Source organism: Breoghania sp. JC706, from assembly GCF_037026715.1.
In the GTDB taxonomy this organism is placed as follows: Bacteria; Pseudomonadota; Alphaproteobacteria; order Rhizobiales; family Stappiaceae; genus Breoghania.
Genome location: NZ_JBANCG010000004.1, coordinates 388,053 through 402,329, shown reverse-complemented (window position 1 = coordinate 402,329; position 14,277 = coordinate 388,053). Strand labels below are relative to the sequence as shown.

Below are 14,277 nucleotides of genomic sequence, written 5' to 3'. Positions count from 1 at the left end.
GAGAACGTTAAACCGCAGCTCGGCTGCCAATCGAAGAGACGAAATAAAATGGCAACGGAAATCCGCGTGCCCACCCTGGGCGAATCCGTGACCGAAGCCACCATCGCGCAGTGGTTCAAGAAGCCGGGCGAGGCCGTCGCCGCCGACGAACCGCTCGTGGAGCTGGAAACCGACAAGGTGACGATCGAGGTTCCCGCGCCCGCTGCCGGTGCGCTGGAGAGCATCGTCGTGCAGGAAGGCGAGACCGTCGAGGTCGGCGCGCTTCTGGCGACGCTCGCCGAAGGCGCTTCCGGTTCGGCCAAGCCCGCCGAGGCGAAGGAAGAAAAGCCCGCACCCGCGCCCGCCAAGGCCGAGGCTCCGGCCGCGAAGTCTGCCGGCTCCGACATGCCGCCGGCGCCGTCTGCCCAGAAGATGATGGCCGAGAAGGGCGTTTCCGCCGATCAGGTCGAGGGCAGCGGCAAGCGCGGCCAGATCCTGAAGGGCGACGTGATGGCCGCCATGGAGAAGACGTCCGCGTCGTCTCCCGCGGCCTCGCCGGCTGCCGCGCGCGGCCCGGTCGCGGTCGAGGACGAGGCGCGCGAGGAACGCGTGCGCATGACCAAGCTGCGCCAGACCATCGCCCGCCGGCTGAAGGATGCGCAGAACACTGCCGCCATGCTCACCACCTACAATGAGGTGGACATGGGCCCGGTGATGGAGCTCCGGAAGACCTACAAGGATCTGTTCGAGAAGAAGCACGGCGTGAAGCTCGGCTTCATGGGCTTCTTCACCAAGGCCGTCTGCCATGCGCTGAAGGAAGTACCCGCAGTCAATGCCGAGATCGACGGCACCGACCTCATCTACAAGAACTTCTGCCACATCGGCGTGGCCGTCGGCACCGACAAGGGCCTCGTCGTGCCGGTGGTGCGCGATGCTGACAGCATGTCGATCGCCGAGATCGAGAAGAAGATCGGCGAGTTCGGCCGCAAGGCGCGTGACGGCAAGCTTGGCATCGAGGAGATGCAGGGCGGCACCTTCACGATTTCCAACGGCGGCGTCTATGGCTCGCTGATGTCCTCGCCGATCCTGAACGCGCCGCAGTCGGGCATCCTCGGCATGCACAAGATCCAGGAGCGCCCGATGGTCGTGAACGGCCAGATCGTGGCGCGTCCGATGATGTATCTGGCACTCTCCTACGATCACCGCGTTGTCGACGGCAAGGAAGCCGTCACCTTCCTGGTGCGCGTCAAGGAGAGCCTTGAAGACATCCAGCGCCTCGTGCTGGATCTGTGATCCGGTCGCATGAGGCCGCCTCCCGGTGAAGGTGGCCTCATGCGCACTCGGATACCACAATGGGACAACGAAAACGGGGTCCGCAAGGCGGATCCCGAGCGTCGGGGGGGCTGCGGAAATGAGCCTGGAATTCCTGATCACTGCACTCGTCGTCGTGCTCGTGCCCGGGACCGGTGTCGTCTACACCGTCGCCATCGGGCTTTCGCGCGGGCGGATCGCGGCGGTCGCCGCCGCGCTTGGCTGCACGTTCGGCATCGTGCCGTCCATCGCGGCCGCCATTCTGGGGCTCTCCGCGCTCATGCATGCCGGCGCTCTCGCCTTCCTGGTGCTGAAATATGCCGGTGCTGCCTACCTTTTCTATCTCGCCTGGCAGACGTTGCGGGAAAGCGGCCCGGTTGCCATCGGACGGCCCGAAGGCGGGCGCAAGTCGCTCGCGGCAATCGCGCGCACGGGCTGTCTGATCAACGTTCTCAACCCGAAGCTCACAGTCTTTTTCCTCGCCTTTCTGCCGCAATTCGTCTCGCACGGGTCGTCGTCCGCGACAGCCCAGATGTTGGCGATGAGCGCGGTCTTCATGGCGATGACCTTCGCCGTATTCGTCGTCTACGGCGCATTCGCGGCCCTCTTCGGTGAGGTGGTGCTGAGGCGTGAGGCCGTGGTCACCTGGATGCGCCGCTCCGTCGCGCTGGCTTTTGCCGGCTTCGGCGTGAAGCTGGCGCTGGCTAGCCGCTGAGCGGGAGGGCGCCGAGATGAGCGCACCCGTCATGCTGGTCACGGGCGGCTCGCGCGGCATCGGTGCCGCGACCGCCCGTCTTGCCGGGGAATACGGTTACCATGTGGTGGTGAACTACATGTCTGACGCCGCGGCGGCAGAGCTCGTGGTCGCCGACATTGTCGCCGATGGCGGCAAGGCCTACGCGGTGCGTGCCGACATTTCGGACGAGAACGCCATCCTCGCCATGTACGAGGAACTCGACCGGCGCTGTGGCCGGCTCGACGTTCTGGTCAACAATGCCGGTGTCGTCGACGAGGCGGCCCGGCTGGAGGACATGACCGCGGAGCGTCTGCACCGGATGTTCGACGTCAACGTCATCGGTTCGATGCTGTGCGCGCGCGAGGCGGTTGCGCGCATGTCAGCGGGCCACGGCGGGCGCGGCGGGGCGATCGTCAATGTCTCCTCCGCGGCTGCCCGCATCGGTTCCCCCGCTCAATATATCGACTATGCTGTCGCCAAGGGTGCCATCGACACCTTCACCATGGCACTCGCCAAGGAGGTGGTTGAGGACCGCATCCGCGTGAATGCCGTCAGGCCCGGCATCATCGATACCGAAATTCACGCCAGCGGCGGAGATCCGGACCGGGTCGCGCGGCTGGGATCCAGCCTGCCGATGGGGCGCGCCGGCACGGCCGACGAGGTCGCGCGCGCCATATTGTGGCTCGCCTCCGATGCCGCCTCCTACACCACCGGCGCGGTGGTGGACGTCTCCGGCGGGCGCGCCATCTAGAAATCAGACGGCTCGGCGGCGCCTCCCGCGGCCGGGCGCGAAATCAACGTGTAAAGAGGCTCCGATGTCCTACGATCTCTGCATTATCGGCTCCGGCCCCGGCGGTTACGTCTGCGCGGTCAAGGCGGCCCAGCTCGGCCTGAAGGTCGCCGTTGTCGAGAAGCGCGCAACCTACGGCGGCACCTGCCTGAACATCGGCTGCATCCCGTCCAAGGCGCTGCTGCACGCCTCCGAGATGTTCGAGGAAGCCGGTCACAGCTTCGAGGGTCTCGGCATCAAGACCGGCAAGCCGAAGCTCGATCTGCCCGCGATGATGAAGTTCAAGGACGACGTGGTCGATTCCAACACCGGCGGCGTGACGTTCCTGTTCAAGAAGAACAAGATCGACGCCTTCCAGGGCACCGGCAGGATAGCCGCGCCCGGCAAGGTCGAGGTGACGTCTGAAGACGGCAAGACCCAGACGGTGGAAGCGAAGAACATCGTCATCGCCACCGGCTCCGAGGTCACGCCGCTGCCGGGCATCGAGATCGACGAGAAGCAGATCGTCTCCTCCACCGGCGCGCTGTCGCTCGACAAGGTGCCGGGCAAGATGATCGTCGTCGGCGCAGGCGTGATCGGACTGGAACTCGGCTCCGTCTGGCGCCGTCTCGGTGCCGAGGTGACCGTGGTGGAATTCCTCGACCGCATCCTGCCGGGCATGGACGGCGACGTTGCCAAGAATTTCCAGCGCATTCTCAAGAAGCAGGGCTTCGAGTTCAAGCTCTCCTCCAAGGTCACGGGCGTGGAGAAGAAGGGCAAGGCCCTGAAGGTTTCCGTTGAGCCCGCCTCCGGCGAGGCGGCCGGTGAGACGCTGGATGCGGACGTGGTGCTGGTCGCCATCGGCCGCCGGCCCTTCACCGAGGGCTTGGGCCTCGAAGAGGTCGGCGTGGAGCTGGACGAGCGCAAGCGGGTGAAGACCGACGGCCACTTCAAGACCAACGTCGACGGCATCTATGCGATCGGCGATGTCATCGCCGGCCCGATGCTCGCCCACAAGGGCGAGGACGAGGGTGCGGCGCTGGCCGAGATCCTTGCCGGTCAGGCCGGTCATGTGAACTACGACGTCATTCCGGGCGTGGTCTACACCATGCCGGAGGTCGCCTCTGTGGGTAAGACCGAAGAGGAGCTGAAGGCGGCGGGCATCAAGTACAAGGCCGGCAAGTATCCCTTCTCCGCCAACGGCCGCGCCCGAGCGATCGGCCACACGGACGGCTTCGTCAAGTTTCTGGCCGATGCGGAGACGGACAAGGTTCTCGGCGTTCACATGATCGGCGCCGGTGTCGGCGAGATGATCCACGAGGCGGCCGTGCTGATGGAATTCGGCGGCTCGTCGGAGGATCTTGCGCGCACCTGTCACGCCCACCCGACCCTGTCGGAGGCCGTGCGTGAGGCGGCGATGGCGACCTACGACAAGCCGATCCATATGTGAGCTCGTCACCGACCATTGGCGATGAAGGCGCGCCCCGCGGGAAATCGGGCACGCCTTTCTTCTTCCCGTACCTCTTCCCCCTCGGGAACCCGCCGCCTCTCCCGGCGTTTGTTGCAGGAACGAGGGCTCCGCATACCGCCGGCGCCCCAGCAACAGACCCGAGGGGCTGAACTCCATGAGCCGTAATGCACTTGTCGCGCTCGTCGCCGTCTTCGCCGTCGCGGCGGGCACGTTCGGATATCTCTACTATCAGGAACAGCAGAAGAAGGCCGGTATCGAGGTTGAGGTGGGGCAGCACGGCCTGTCGGTGGAGACCAAATAGGCGCCCTGATCTGTCTTGCGGATGGGCGCGGAGAGGGGCGGGCAGGACATCGTCCCGCTCCGCGCCTCTCCGCGACACCCTGTTGCATTCGCTCCGCCGTCGCGCCAAAGTGGCGCCGCCGCCGTCCCGGCTCCGCGAAAACCAGCGAGCGCAATGCGTTACAGAATTCTTCCCTTAGTGGCTCTGGCCGCCGTCATGTGCGCCGCGCTGCTCTCCGTCCCTGCCCGCGCGCTCGACCTGCCGCTCAAGGCCTTCAAGAACGATCTCTTTTCCGACCTGCCGATCCTGGAGGTATCCGACGAGGGAGCCCTCGTCGTGATCGACTACCAGAAGGCGCGTGATCTCTACGGCCGCGACACCGTGCCGGAAAAGCGGGTGCGGGAGACCTATGTCTCCACCCTTGTCTCGCGCCAGCAGGCCGACGAGATGCTCAGCCTCGGCAATCATCGCCTGCCCCTCACCCGCGTCGGGCCGAAGGGCCGCGCGGCGTTTTCCGTGATCTTCATCCACGGTCGTGGCGGCGACCGCGCACTCGGCGTCAACGACTACACCTTCGGCGGCAACTTCAACCGGTTGAAGAACCTCGTCGTCCAGAACGGCGGCAGCTACTATTCGCCCACGATCCGCGATTTCGGCGAGGATGGCGTCGATGCCGTCGCCCGGCTGATTGCGGAGGTGTCCGAGCGGGGTCGCGGCCGCCCGGTCATCCTCGCCTGCGCATCGATGGGCAGCTTCATCTGCTGGGGCGTGGCCAAGGACGCGCGCGCCGTATCGCATCTGAGCGGGCTCGCCATTCTGGGCGGTGCTCCCAATCCGGATTTTGTCCGAACCGTCGCCTATCGCCGTCGCCTTCCTGTCTATTTCACCCACGGCGGCGACGACCCGGTCTATCCCGCCAATGAGCAGATCGCCTTCTTCCGCTCTCTGCACGCGGCGGGATATCCGACGCGCATGACGCTGTTTGCCACAGGCTCGCACGGTACGCCGATCCGCATGACCGACTGGTGGCGCCTGCTCAACTGGACGTTGGCGCAGGGACGATAGCGTCCTGTCGGCGCTCGCACGCCGAGTCGCACGACCTTACGCCCACCTCGCACCCGAAAGCTGAACCGGCAGTTGCGGCATTTTCTTCTCCTGATCCCTCCGGAGAAAGAGTCTTTCCGCGCGCTTCGTCCGGAACTAACCCGGCCTACGCGGAGTTATCTTGCCGAATGTCTGACGTACTCTCGTAAGAACCGAAAAATGGATTCAGGTCCATGGAGAAAAAAGAGTAGACGACACAGAAAGAGGCAAGAAAGAGATGAGAAACAGATTGCCGAATGAAAGCACTCGACGCAAGCGGCGTGCGGAACCGGTGATCTGCGTACTCGCCGCCTGCATGGTAATGTGTCTGGTCTACCTTGTTTCGCTAAGTCTTTGGGCTCTGTCCGCGAACATCACGGCTGCCGGTGACAGGCAGATGCTCGTGTCGCTCGAACAGGGCGTCACGTTCGCCGAGACGCAGGCTCCGGTCCGATCCGGGCCGGACAATTCGGGCAAGTCGGAAATGGTGAAATAGCGCGTCTCGCCTGTCGAATGGCGCAGCCGCGATCCGACAACACCTTGAATGCGAACCGGGCCTTTGCCGTTCGGCGAGGCGGATATCGTGCCGCCGCCGATTGCCGGCCGACATGTCGCAAGCGTGTGGACGTGCGGGCCCCGAACCGAAGGAGAATCGAGATGGGTATAGAAGTTGGTGGCCTGCTGGGCCTCGTCATTCTGGTTCTGGATGTCTACGCGATCGTCAAGATCATCGGCTCGGGTGCGTCCACCGCGTCGAAGGTGCTCTGGGTCGTGCTGATCCTGCTGTTGCCGCTGCTGGGCTTCCTGCTTTGGCTGCTGGCGGGCCCCTCGCGGGCCTCCTATGCCTGATCGCGCTGCGCCGGAGGAGGGCGCCGGATCCGGCAAAGTGCCGGGCCGCGTCCTTCCACCTGTCCCGTTCAGGTCCGCCCGCCGGGTGGCAACACGATTTGAGCCGCGAGGCGATGTCGTGGCGCCGCCCAGACGGCGGGTTGCCAGGGAGAGGATGCCGCGAAATTATTTCTGCTTGCGGGTGGAACCGAGTGAGGCGACCGGCGTTCACATCAAGACGTAGTTCAAACCAGCCACATTGAGACCGCTGCGCTGTCGATCCGGCCGGGGCTTGATGTCGATGAAGAAAAGCCGCTTGACGTGCCCGTCACGGTATAGCGGGCGACCCTGCGTATCCGGGTCGTTAAGTAACGCCAGTCCTGACAAGCCGCGCCAGGGCCGGCGAGGGGAGCAATCCATGAAAAGAGATATCATGGCGGATGATGATGACGGCCGGACCATTCGCCCCGGCTTCGATGAGGACATCCAGGCCAAGATCGGCAGTCAGCTGAAGTCGATTTACGATACTGTGCTTGACGAACCTGTGCCGGATCGGATCGCAGGGCTGCTGAAGCAGCTTGAGAAGGCGACCGCGTCGGACACCAATCGGGGCAAGGAATAGCATGGCGGAGATCACTCCGGAGCTGCGCAACGAGTTCGTCGGCTGCATTCCCAGCATGCGTGCCTTTGCGGCGTCGCTGACGGGTGCCAGCGACCGTGCCGACGATCTGGTCCAGGAATCGCTGATGAAGGCGTGGGGTAACCTCCACTCCTTTACCGCCGGAACCAATATGCGGGCCTGGCTCTTCACCATTCTGCGCAACACGTTCTACTCGAACTGCCGCAAGCTGAAGCGCGAGGTGCAGGATTCTGACGGCACCTATGCGGCAAATCTGGCCGAGCACCCGCAACAGCAAGGGCATCTCGACTTCGCCGATTTCCGCGCCGCCCTCGACAAGCTGCCCGATGACCAGCGCGAAGCGCTGATCCTCATCGGCGCGTCGGGCTTCTCGTACGAGGAGGCCTCGGAAATTTGCGGATGTGCGATCGGTACGGTAAAAAGCCGCGTCAATCGCGCCCGGGCGAAATTGGCGGAGATGCTCAGTGTTTCCTCGGCCGACGAATTCGGCCCCGACGGCTCCGCCCAGGCAGTCCTATCCGTAACCTCCGTACCGACGGCAAAAAGTCGTGCCATGGGCTAAGCTTCCCACCACAAGCTCAAAAATCGATCGCCGGCTGTTCGGCTATATCGCGGGTGCGCTGCTGCCACTGGCAGCACTGGCCTTCGTGTTCTCCTATGCCGACCACGTGCGCCGCGCGGAGACAGAGCAGTCCGATTTCATCGACTATGCGCGATTGATCGGTCAGTCGAGCGCCAAGATCATCGCGCGCGCGGAAGGCTTCGCGGCCGGGCTCACTGCGCGCGAGGACGCGAGCGCGGTCGACTGCGATGCGGTCTTTGCTTCCTTGCAGGGCGAATTGCGCCAGGCGATGAGCATCCGGGTCGAAGCCGCCGGCGCACAGGTCTGTGCGCGCACGCGCTATCGGGAAGGCGACACGGTCTCTTCCGTTCTCAAGGAGATCCGCGAAAGCGAACGTCAGGCGATCGTCGTCACGCGTACCTCCTCAGACGATCGCGTGTCTGTCTCCATCGGCCTGCGTCCTCGCGCCGTTCTGACAGCGCCGATCGCGGCCACCACGTCGAGTCGGGCGAGTTTCGCCCTGCTGGCACCGGATGGAAGCGTGCTGGCCGACTACGCCGACCACAAGGAAGAAAAGGCCGAATTTCTCCATATTCTGAAGGAACGGGATCTTTCGGAGGGAGCGGCAACGGCAGGGCTGCGTACGGATGGCGGATGGCTGATCGCCGTGGTGCCGATCACGGGCACGGATTTCCGGATCGCCACCGGCGTCTTGCCGCCGCAGGCGAATTGGGAGCCATGGCTTTCGGTTGCCCAGGCCCTCCTTCTCCCCGTCACGCTGCTGGCCGCCGTGTTCGTCGTGCTGCGCTTCGGCATGCAGCGCTTCCTGCTGCGCTACCTTCGCCACATCTACGGAACGTTCCGTCAGTACGGGGCGGGCGACACCGATGCGCGCGTTGGCCGGTTGGAGCGGGCGCCGGCCGAAATCCAGCTTCTCGGCATGACCTTCGACATGATGGCCGACCGCATCGCCTATCGCACGCGTGATCTGGAAAACTCGCTCGCCGAGCAGCAGCGGTTGACGCGCGAACTTCATCACCGGATCAAGAACACCCTGCAGATGATCGCAAGCCTGCTCGGCATGCAGCGGCGCGAGGCGACGCTTGCCTCCGACAAGGCGGTGCTGCGCGTGGCGCTGGAACGCGTCCAGGGCATTTCGGCCGCCTTCCGTGTTTCCTATGCGACGAACGAGGGGACCGATGTCGGGCTGGAGGATCTGGTGCGCGAGGTGGTCGATGCGCTGCGTGAGCCGGTGCGCCTTTCGGCGAGCCGGATCCGCTTTTCCGTGGACGACGCCGTTCGGACCACCATCGTGCTCGACAAGGCGATCCCCCTTGCCTTCATCCTGGCGGAACTCCTGCCGCCGCGCTTCGACGTGCTGTTGCCGGGGGAAGCGGTTTCGGTATCGATCACCGCGGGCGAACGGGCGAAGCTGGAGATCTCGGGCCCTCCGGGCTACGAGGCGGTGACGGGCGATGATCCGGAAGGTCCGTTGACCACGCGGCTGATGCGGGCCTATCTCGGCCAGCTGTCTGCCGATTTCGAGGTCGAGGGCACCGTCACCCGGCTTCTCATCCCGGTTCGCGACGATCTCGCGCCGCGCCCGGCCTCCTCTGTGCGTCGTCCGGCGGCGCAGCCCATGTCACCGACTTCGGTGCACGGAGCGTAGTCATCTTAATTCCTGCTATCCGAACGCCTGACAAGCGAATTCTTGGCAAAAGAAAACGCCCCGCCTTCCGGAAGACCGTCAGGCCGCAGGGCCGTCAGGACAGGGAAGGCGGGGCGTTTTGAGCGTTCGTTTAATTCTTATGTTTTATTTGTGAATTCTTGTACCGGTGCGCCGATCAGGAGATCGGCGGACGGCGACCCGTGACGACCCCGTAGACCAACGAGATCACGAGAAGCGCCAGTGCGACGAAAAAGATGATTTTCGCGATGCCGATTGCCGTACCGGCAACGCCGCCGAAGCCAAGCACAGCGGCGATGATCGCAACGATCAAGAAGGTAAGAGCCCAACCGAACATGACAAACTCCCATGGTTTTCATGAAGATCTGATCTGATAGACGTTCAGCGCCGTGTGCGCCGTTGCATTGACAACGCGAAGGAAGGGAGTTGGTTCGCAAGAAAATGTGAAAGGAGAAAATAAAACCAGAAACGGCAGACGCGAAAAGAACGCCTGCACTTTTGAACCGGGACGCCAGCCGGGAGGAAGCGGCTCGCGCCGGTCGGAGCACCGCGGCGGGAGCATTTTCAAGAAATGGGAATCCGGCGCCTCGGGTTACACTTTATAATATCGGATTATTCGACCTGTATCCCGTTGCCGCAAAGAATATTTTCCGGAAAACAACGCGGAACTTTGCGAGGGGGCGGCCGTTGTTGTGGCATCTGACAGCCACGCCGGGCGAGCAGTCCGCTAAAACGTTTCGCCCGGCGCGGCCAGTATGCCAATCAGACATACCGGGAGACATTAACATGATCCGCGCTCTTTTGACGACCACGGCCCTTACCGCCCTTCTGACCACCGGCGCCCTCGCTGCCGATCCGGCAAAGACGTCCAATGACGCAGCCGGCGTGCAGACCTATTCCACCGACGCCAAAAGCGCCGCCGCCGATACCATGTCCGGCGAGCGTTACGTCCGTGCGGCCAAGGGGCAGATCCTTGCTTCCGAGGTGATGGGCGAGACCGTCTACAACAGCACCGGAGAGAACGCTGAATCGATCGGGGACGTGAACGACGTCGTCATGTCGCCGGAAGGTGACGCGGAGGCGATCGTCATCGGTGTCGGCGGCTTCCTCGGCGTCGGCGAGAAGGAGGTGGCGGTGAACTTCGACCGCGTTTCCTGGGCGGAGCGCGACGGTGACCGTTACCTCACGATCGATGCCACCAAGGAGGATCTGGAAGCCGCGCCGGCGTTCGACCGCTCGGTCTTCGACCAGACGCAGGACGATATGAAGACCTCCATGTCGGATGATGCGACGGCGACGGTTTCCAGTGTTGCCGGCGACATGAAAACCGACGAAAGCAAGGTGGGCGATCAGGTGGATGCCGGCTCTTCGATGCCCTCGAGCAGTACGGCTCTCTCCGAAGATGCCGCGAAGATGGACAAGACGGCCGGTGACGATGCCATGAAGATGGCTGACAACGGCAATATGGCCGGCACGAGCGTCGATACCTCGCTCCTCAGCGCCGACGAGATGATCGGCACGGCGGTCTACGGCGCCAACGACACCGATCTGGGCGACGTCAACGACGTGATCGTGTCGCCGGACGGCAAGCTCGTCGCCTACATCATCGATGTCGGTGGGTTCCTGGGCCTTGGCGAGAAGCCGGTCGCGCTCGACGCCTCGAAACTGCAGGTCACCAAGAATGCGGATGGCGACATGCAGATCCACACCTCGCTGACCGAGGAAGAGCTGAAGTCCTATCCGACCTATTCGGAGGAAGCCTACAAGGCCAATCCGGACGCCGTGCTGGTGCGCTGACACCGGTATTGATGAAAGACATCGGCAGCGGGAGGGGCCTTTCGGGGCCGTCCCCGCGAGATCGGAAAACGCCGGCGGCACCGCCGGCGTTTTCTTATGCGCGCCGGGCTCGTGGTCGCTCGTGTTTTTGCGAAAGGCACCGGAACGGCACGGCCTGTCGGGCGTTTCTCCTGTAGTTCACAAGGAGATCGCAAATGGCCACTGCCGCCAAGTCAACTGCCACCGCCAGGGAAGCCGCCGCGGCCGATGCGGCCGGCGCCAATGCCCAGGACATCGAAGCCGAACTTGCCCGCGTGCGAGAGGATATTGCCGCGCTGGCGCGGTCCGTCCAGTCCTTCGGCTCTGCCAAGACCAGCGAAGTCAAGGCGCGCGCCTCCAAGGCCGGTACCGATATCGCAGAGGCCTCCCAGGATGCGCTCGATCAGGTGCGCCGCGAATTCGAGGATCTGGAGCGCCAGCTTCAGGGCCAGGTCCGCCGCCATCCGCTTCAGGCGCTCGGCATCGCCGCCGGCGTGGGCTTCCTCGCTGCCATGCTGATGAGGCGCTGAGCGGCGTGTTCACACGAATGGGTCCCCTGATTGCATCGACGCTTTTCGGAAACGTCGCGCCGGCGGTCCGCCGCGCGAAGCGCAACGCGGTGCTCTATGCCCTGTGCGGGCTGTTCGCCCTGACAGGCTACGCGGCACTGGTGGTCGCGCTGGGCATCTGGGTAGCCGAGACATACGGGGCTCTTGAAGCCGCCCTGACCATCGCGGTCGCGATGATCGCTCTGGCGCTTCTTGTGCTCATCGGGGTGATGATCGCGAACCGGATAGACCGGCGCCGCCATGCCGCCCGCGACCGTTCGCGGACCATGGTCGCCTCCCTGGCACTCTCGTTGCTGCCGATCGTGACCCGTTCGCGGCCGTTGATGGCGACGGCGATCGCCGGCGGGCTCGCCTTTGTCGTCCTCAACATGCTCTCCGGCGACGACCCCGGGGCAGGCCCCGGTGCCGGGCCCGAAGGGGAATGACTGTCTTTTCCAAACCTGTGCGGCGCCCTGCGCCGTCCGTGCTTCAGCTCATGCTTTAGCCCGTATTTTAGAAGGAGCCTTGAAATGGCAAATGCCGCAGCTTCCGTCCTGAAACCCGTCGCCCACGACGAGAATATCGACACCGGCCTCGACGCTAAGTACCGCGAAGAAATGTCGGACCTGCTCTCCGATATCCTGGTCTCGACCTACAAGCTGACGATCAAGAGCCAGATCTATCACTGGAATGTCGTCGGCCCCCTGTTCAAGTCCCTGCACGAGCTGACCGAGGAGCACTACAACGCGCTCTTTGAGGCCGCAGATATCGTTGCCGAGCGCATTCGCGCGCTGGGTCACCTGGCGCCTGCCACCGTTGGCGAAACCTCCGGTTTCTCGCCCAAGGGCAAGGACGTCGACCACGGTTCCGCGATCGAGATGGTGAAGGATCTGATCGCCGACCATGAGAGCGCCGTGCGCACCATGCGCAAGGCCGGCGTGAAGGCGGATGAGGCGGGTGACCTGGTCACCTCCGACATGCTCACCGACCGCATGACCTTCCATGAAAAGGCGCTGTGGATGCTGCGCGCGATCATCGCGCAGTAAACCGGGCGACGCGGCCGCAAGGCCTGCCCTGGAAAACGACGGGCCCGCGCGAAGTGATACGCGCGGGCCTTTTTCTTTTTGTCTGGTCGCCGGCGCGCGAAGGTTCCCATACTCATCGGCACGCCTTCAGAACGGGCGAGCCGGGGCAACGAGCCTTGAAGTGGAGTGCCCGAGCCGCGGCTGGGACGGGGGAAGAGCGAATCGGGACAGGAAAGGCGACGGCGCCGGTGGGCGGGCGAAAGCGCGAACAGAGCGGCAAGATCAGCGCGCGTTCAGCGCTTGCCGGTCTGCGCCTTTTCCGCCTCGTCGAGCTTCTGCAGCAGGTCGAGAAAGCGATCGGGAATGCCCTCGTCCTGGACGGACTGGTAAAGCCCTTGCAATTGCCGGGAAATTTGCATCTGAGCTGCGTCCATGCCGCCATCCTCGAGCGGTCCGCAGGTCGCGGAACCTTGGGGGGGGAAGGAGGAATTCTTGTCGCCGCTCATGTTGCCGATATCCGTGGTCTTAACGTTTGCGTTGTGGTGCGATATCAAAAAACGTTCGCACTTCGGAACCTTTTTCGCCCATGTTCGTTGGCATGCTGTCAAAGATCACTCTTGCCTGCAATCGGGGAGTTTCTCATGTCGCTGTCCACCCGGGTGGCCTCTCATCTGCCGTACCTGCGGCGCTATGCGCGGGCTGTTACCGGATCTCAAAGCTCCGGCGATGCGTATGTCGCCGCGGTTCTCGAGGCCCTGATCGCCGACGTCTCGGCTTTTCCGGAGACCTCGAGCGATCGCGTTTCGCTCTACAAACTCTTCTCTACCATCTTCGGTTCCACCCGGATCGATGTGCCGGAAGTCGACTCTCCATTCGCCTGGGAGCGCAAGGCATCGGCCAATCTGCAGTCGATTCCGCCGTTCGCCTGCCAGGCTTTCCTGCTCATTTCCGTCGAAGGCTTTTCCTCTGCTGAAGTCGCTGAAATCCTCGGCGTCGAAGAGGCGCGCGTCGGCGATCTGCTGACGGAGGCGGGCCGTGAGCTGTCGCGGCGCATCGCCACCGAAATCATGATCATCGAGGACGAACCTCTGATCGCGATGGATCTGGAATACATCGTCGAGGAGCTTGGCCACAAGGTCACGGGCGTTGCCCGCACCCACACGCAGGCGGTGGAGCTGTTCTCCAAGACATCGCCCAAACTGATCCTGGCGGACATCCAGCTCGCCGACGGCTCCTCCGGCATCGATGCGGTCAACGACATCCTGAAAGAGCACTCGCTTCCGGTGATCTTCATCACCGCCTTCCCGGAGCGCCTGCTCACCGGCGAACGTCCGGAGCCGACCTTCCTCATCACCAAGCCGTTCAACCCGGATATGGTGAAGGCGCTGATCAACCAGGCGCTGTTCTTCAACGAGAACGTCGGCGCGACCGCCGCCTGAAGCGAGAGCGCCGTCGGCCCGCACGACGCGTCGCAAGGACGAAACGAAAAAGCCGGCATCGCGATCTGTTCGCGTGCCGGCTTTTTTTGTCTGGTCGCAGCCCA

General features: G+C 63.8%; 18 protein-coding genes. 16 read left to right on the top strand and 2 right to left on the bottom strand.

Going from position 1 to position 14,277, the window contains the following annotated elements; genetic code table 11:
• Window positions 1-48: 48 nt before the first annotated feature.
• From odhB to V2L18_RS10320, 11 genes are all read left to right on the top strand, one after another.
• The gene (odhB, locus tag V2L18_RS10370) at window positions 49-1,272 is read left to right on the top strand and encodes a 2-oxoglutarate dehydrogenase complex dihydrolipoyllysine-residue succinyltransferase (RefSeq protein ID WP_336178154.1); all 1,224 of its coding nucleotides are present in this window, start codon (window positions 49-51) and stop codon (window positions 1,270-1,272) included.
• Window positions 1,273-1,390: 118 nt separating this feature from the next.
• Window positions 1,391-2,005 (top strand): LysE family translocator, encoded by a 615-nt coding sequence (locus V2L18_RS10365; protein ID WP_336178153.1) that lies wholly within the window; start codon window positions 1,391-1,393, stop codon window positions 2,003-2,005.
• A 16-nt stretch (window positions 2,006-2,021) separates the two neighbouring features.
• Window positions 2,022-2,777: an SDR family oxidoreductase gene (locus tag V2L18_RS10360; protein ID WP_336178152.1), complete on the top strand. Its 756-nt coding sequence runs from the start codon at window positions 2,022-2,024 to the stop codon at window positions 2,775-2,777.
• Window positions 2,778-2,841: 64 nt separating this feature from the next.
• Window positions 2,842-4,245: a dihydrolipoyl dehydrogenase gene (gene lpdA, locus V2L18_RS10355; protein ID WP_336178151.1), complete on the top strand. Its 1,404-nt coding sequence runs from the start codon at window positions 2,842-2,844 to the stop codon at window positions 4,243-4,245.
• A 175-nt stretch (window positions 4,246-4,420) separates the two neighbouring features.
• The gene (locus V2L18_RS10350; RefSeq protein ID WP_336178150.1) at window positions 4,421-4,567 is read left to right on the top strand and encodes a hypothetical protein; all 147 of its coding nucleotides are present in this window, start codon (window positions 4,421-4,423) and stop codon (window positions 4,565-4,567) included.
• A 177-nt stretch (window positions 4,568-4,744) separates the two neighbouring features.
• Window positions 4,745-5,611 carry an alpha/beta hydrolase gene (locus tag V2L18_RS10345; protein WP_336178149.1) on the top strand — a complete coding sequence of 289 codons (867 nt, stop codon included), beginning with the start codon at window positions 4,745-4,747 and terminating at the stop codon, window positions 5,609-5,611.
• Between the two features lie 268 nt (window positions 5,612-5,879).
• Window positions 5,880-6,125, top strand: coding sequence for a hypothetical protein (locus tag V2L18_RS10340; protein ID WP_336178148.1), 246 nt, complete (start codon window positions 5,880-5,882; stop codon window positions 6,123-6,125).
• Window positions 6,126-6,286: 161 nt separating this feature from the next.
• A complete protein-coding gene (locus V2L18_RS10335) occupies window positions 6,287-6,478 on the top strand; it encodes a PLDc N-terminal domain-containing protein (RefSeq protein ID WP_336178147.1) in 192 nt (63 codons plus the stop codon).
• A gap of 397 nt (window positions 6,479-6,875) precedes the next feature.
• On the top strand, window positions 6,876-7,079 hold the full coding sequence (locus tag V2L18_RS10330) for a NepR family anti-sigma factor (protein ID WP_336178146.1): 204 nt from the start codon (window positions 6,876-6,878) through the stop codon (window positions 7,077-7,079).
• A 1-nt stretch (window position 7,080) separates the two neighbouring features.
• The gene (locus tag V2L18_RS10325) at window positions 7,081-7,659 is read left to right on the top strand and encodes a sigma-70 family RNA polymerase sigma factor (RefSeq protein ID WP_336178145.1); all 579 of its coding nucleotides are present in this window, start codon (window positions 7,081-7,083) and stop codon (window positions 7,657-7,659) included.
• The gene (locus tag V2L18_RS10320; protein WP_336178144.1) at window positions 7,646-9,328 is read left to right on the top strand and encodes a histidine kinase dimerization/phosphoacceptor domain -containing protein; all 1,683 of its coding nucleotides are present in this window, start codon (window positions 7,646-7,648) and stop codon (window positions 9,326-9,328) included. The genes V2L18_RS10325 and V2L18_RS10320 overlap by 14 nt, the downstream gene beginning before the upstream one ends.
• Before the next feature lie 175 nt (window positions 9,329-9,503).
• Here V2L18_RS10320 and V2L18_RS10315 read toward each other — a convergent pair whose 3' ends face one another.
• Window positions 9,504-9,683 (bottom strand): DUF1328 domain-containing protein, encoded by a 180-nt coding sequence (locus tag V2L18_RS10315; RefSeq protein ID WP_336178143.1) that lies wholly within the window; start codon window positions 9,681-9,683, stop codon window positions 9,504-9,506.
• A 449-nt stretch (window positions 9,684-10,132) separates the two neighbouring features.
• Here V2L18_RS10315 and V2L18_RS10310 point away from each other — a divergent pair, with 449 nt between their 5' ends.
• The 4 genes from V2L18_RS10310 (at window position 10,133) to V2L18_RS10295 (ending at window position 12,755) form a co-directional block, all read left to right on the top strand.
• Window positions 10,133-11,143 (top strand): PRC-barrel domain-containing protein, encoded by a 1,011-nt coding sequence (locus V2L18_RS10310; RefSeq protein WP_336178142.1) that lies wholly within the window; start codon window positions 10,133-10,135, stop codon window positions 11,141-11,143.
• A gap of 194 nt (window positions 11,144-11,337) precedes the next feature.
• Entirely contained in the window at window positions 11,338-11,691 is a 354-nt protein-coding gene (locus V2L18_RS10305) for a DUF883 domain-containing protein (RefSeq protein ID WP_336178141.1), read from the top strand.
• A 17-nt stretch (window positions 11,692-11,708) separates the two neighbouring features.
• Window positions 11,709-12,155: a hypothetical protein gene (locus tag V2L18_RS10300; protein WP_336178140.1), complete on the top strand. Its 447-nt coding sequence runs from the start codon at window positions 11,709-11,711 to the stop codon at window positions 12,153-12,155.
• Between the two features lie 84 nt (window positions 12,156-12,239).
• Window positions 12,240-12,755 carry a DNA starvation/stationary phase protection protein gene (locus V2L18_RS10295; protein WP_336178139.1) on the top strand — a complete coding sequence of 172 codons (516 nt, stop codon included), beginning with the start codon at window positions 12,240-12,242 and terminating at the stop codon, window positions 12,753-12,755.
• 272 nt (window positions 12,756-13,027) lie between these two features.
• Here V2L18_RS10295 and V2L18_RS10290 read toward each other — a convergent pair whose 3' ends face one another.
• Window positions 13,028-13,240, bottom strand: a complete 213-nt coding sequence (locus V2L18_RS10290; RefSeq protein ID WP_336178138.1) for a NepR family anti-sigma factor — start codon at window positions 13,238-13,240, stop codon at window positions 13,028-13,030.
• Between the two features lie 135 nt (window positions 13,241-13,375).
• Between V2L18_RS10290 and V2L18_RS10285 the strand changes: the two genes are divergently transcribed.
• Window positions 13,376-14,173 carry a response regulator gene (locus V2L18_RS10285; RefSeq protein WP_336178137.1) on the top strand — a complete coding sequence of 266 codons (798 nt, stop codon included), beginning with the start codon at window positions 13,376-13,378 and terminating at the stop codon, window positions 14,171-14,173.
• Window positions 14,174-14,277 lie beyond the last annotated feature (104 nt).

Excerpts from the sequence above, each read along its gene's own strand:
- odhB (WP_336178154.1), top strand. The coding sequence starts at position 49 with ATGGCAACGGAAATCCGCGTGCCCACCCTGGGCGAATCCGTGACCGAA.
- V2L18_RS10365 (WP_336178153.1), top strand. The coding sequence starts at position 1,391 with ATGAGCCTGGAATTCCTGATCACTGCACTCGTCGTCGTGCTCGTGCCC.
- V2L18_RS10360 (WP_336178152.1), top strand. The coding sequence starts at position 2,022 with ATGAGCGCACCCGTCATGCTGGTCACGGGCGGCTCGCGCGGCATCGGT.
- lpdA (WP_336178151.1), top strand. The coding sequence starts at position 2,842 with ATGTCCTACGATCTCTGCATTATCGGCTCCGGCCCCGGCGGTTACGTC.
- V2L18_RS10350 (WP_336178150.1), top strand. The coding sequence starts at position 4,421 with ATGAGCCGTAATGCACTTGTCGCGCTCGTCGCCGTCTTCGCCGTCGCG.
- V2L18_RS10335 (WP_336178147.1), top strand. The coding sequence starts at position 6,287 with ATGGGTATAGAAGTTGGTGGCCTGCTGGGCCTCGTCATTCTGGTTCTG.
- V2L18_RS10330 (WP_336178146.1), top strand. The coding sequence starts at position 6,876 with ATGAAAAGAGATATCATGGCGGATGATGATGACGGCCGGACCATTCGC.
- V2L18_RS10325 (WP_336178145.1), top strand. The coding sequence starts at position 7,081 with ATGGCGGAGATCACTCCGGAGCTGCGCAACGAGTTCGTCGGCTGCATT.
- V2L18_RS10315 (WP_336178143.1), bottom strand. The coding sequence starts at position 9,683 with ATGTTCGGTTGGGCTCTTACCTTCTTGATCGTTGCGATCATCGCCGCT.
- V2L18_RS10310 (WP_336178142.1), top strand. The coding sequence starts at position 10,133 with ATGATCCGCGCTCTTTTGACGACCACGGCCCTTACCGCCCTTCTGACC.
- V2L18_RS10305 (WP_336178141.1), top strand. The coding sequence starts at position 11,338 with ATGGCCACTGCCGCCAAGTCAACTGCCACCGCCAGGGAAGCCGCCGCG.
- V2L18_RS10300 (WP_336178140.1), top strand. The coding sequence starts at position 11,709 with ATGGGTCCCCTGATTGCATCGACGCTTTTCGGAAACGTCGCGCCGGCG.
- V2L18_RS10295 (WP_336178139.1), top strand. The coding sequence starts at position 12,240 with ATGGCAAATGCCGCAGCTTCCGTCCTGAAACCCGTCGCCCACGACGAG.
- V2L18_RS10290 (WP_336178138.1), bottom strand. The coding sequence starts at position 13,240 with ATGAGCGGCGACAAGAATTCCTCCTTCCCCCCCCAAGGTTCCGCGACC.
- V2L18_RS10285 (WP_336178137.1), top strand. The coding sequence starts at position 13,376 with ATGTCGCTGTCCACCCGGGTGGCCTCTCATCTGCCGTACCTGCGGCGC.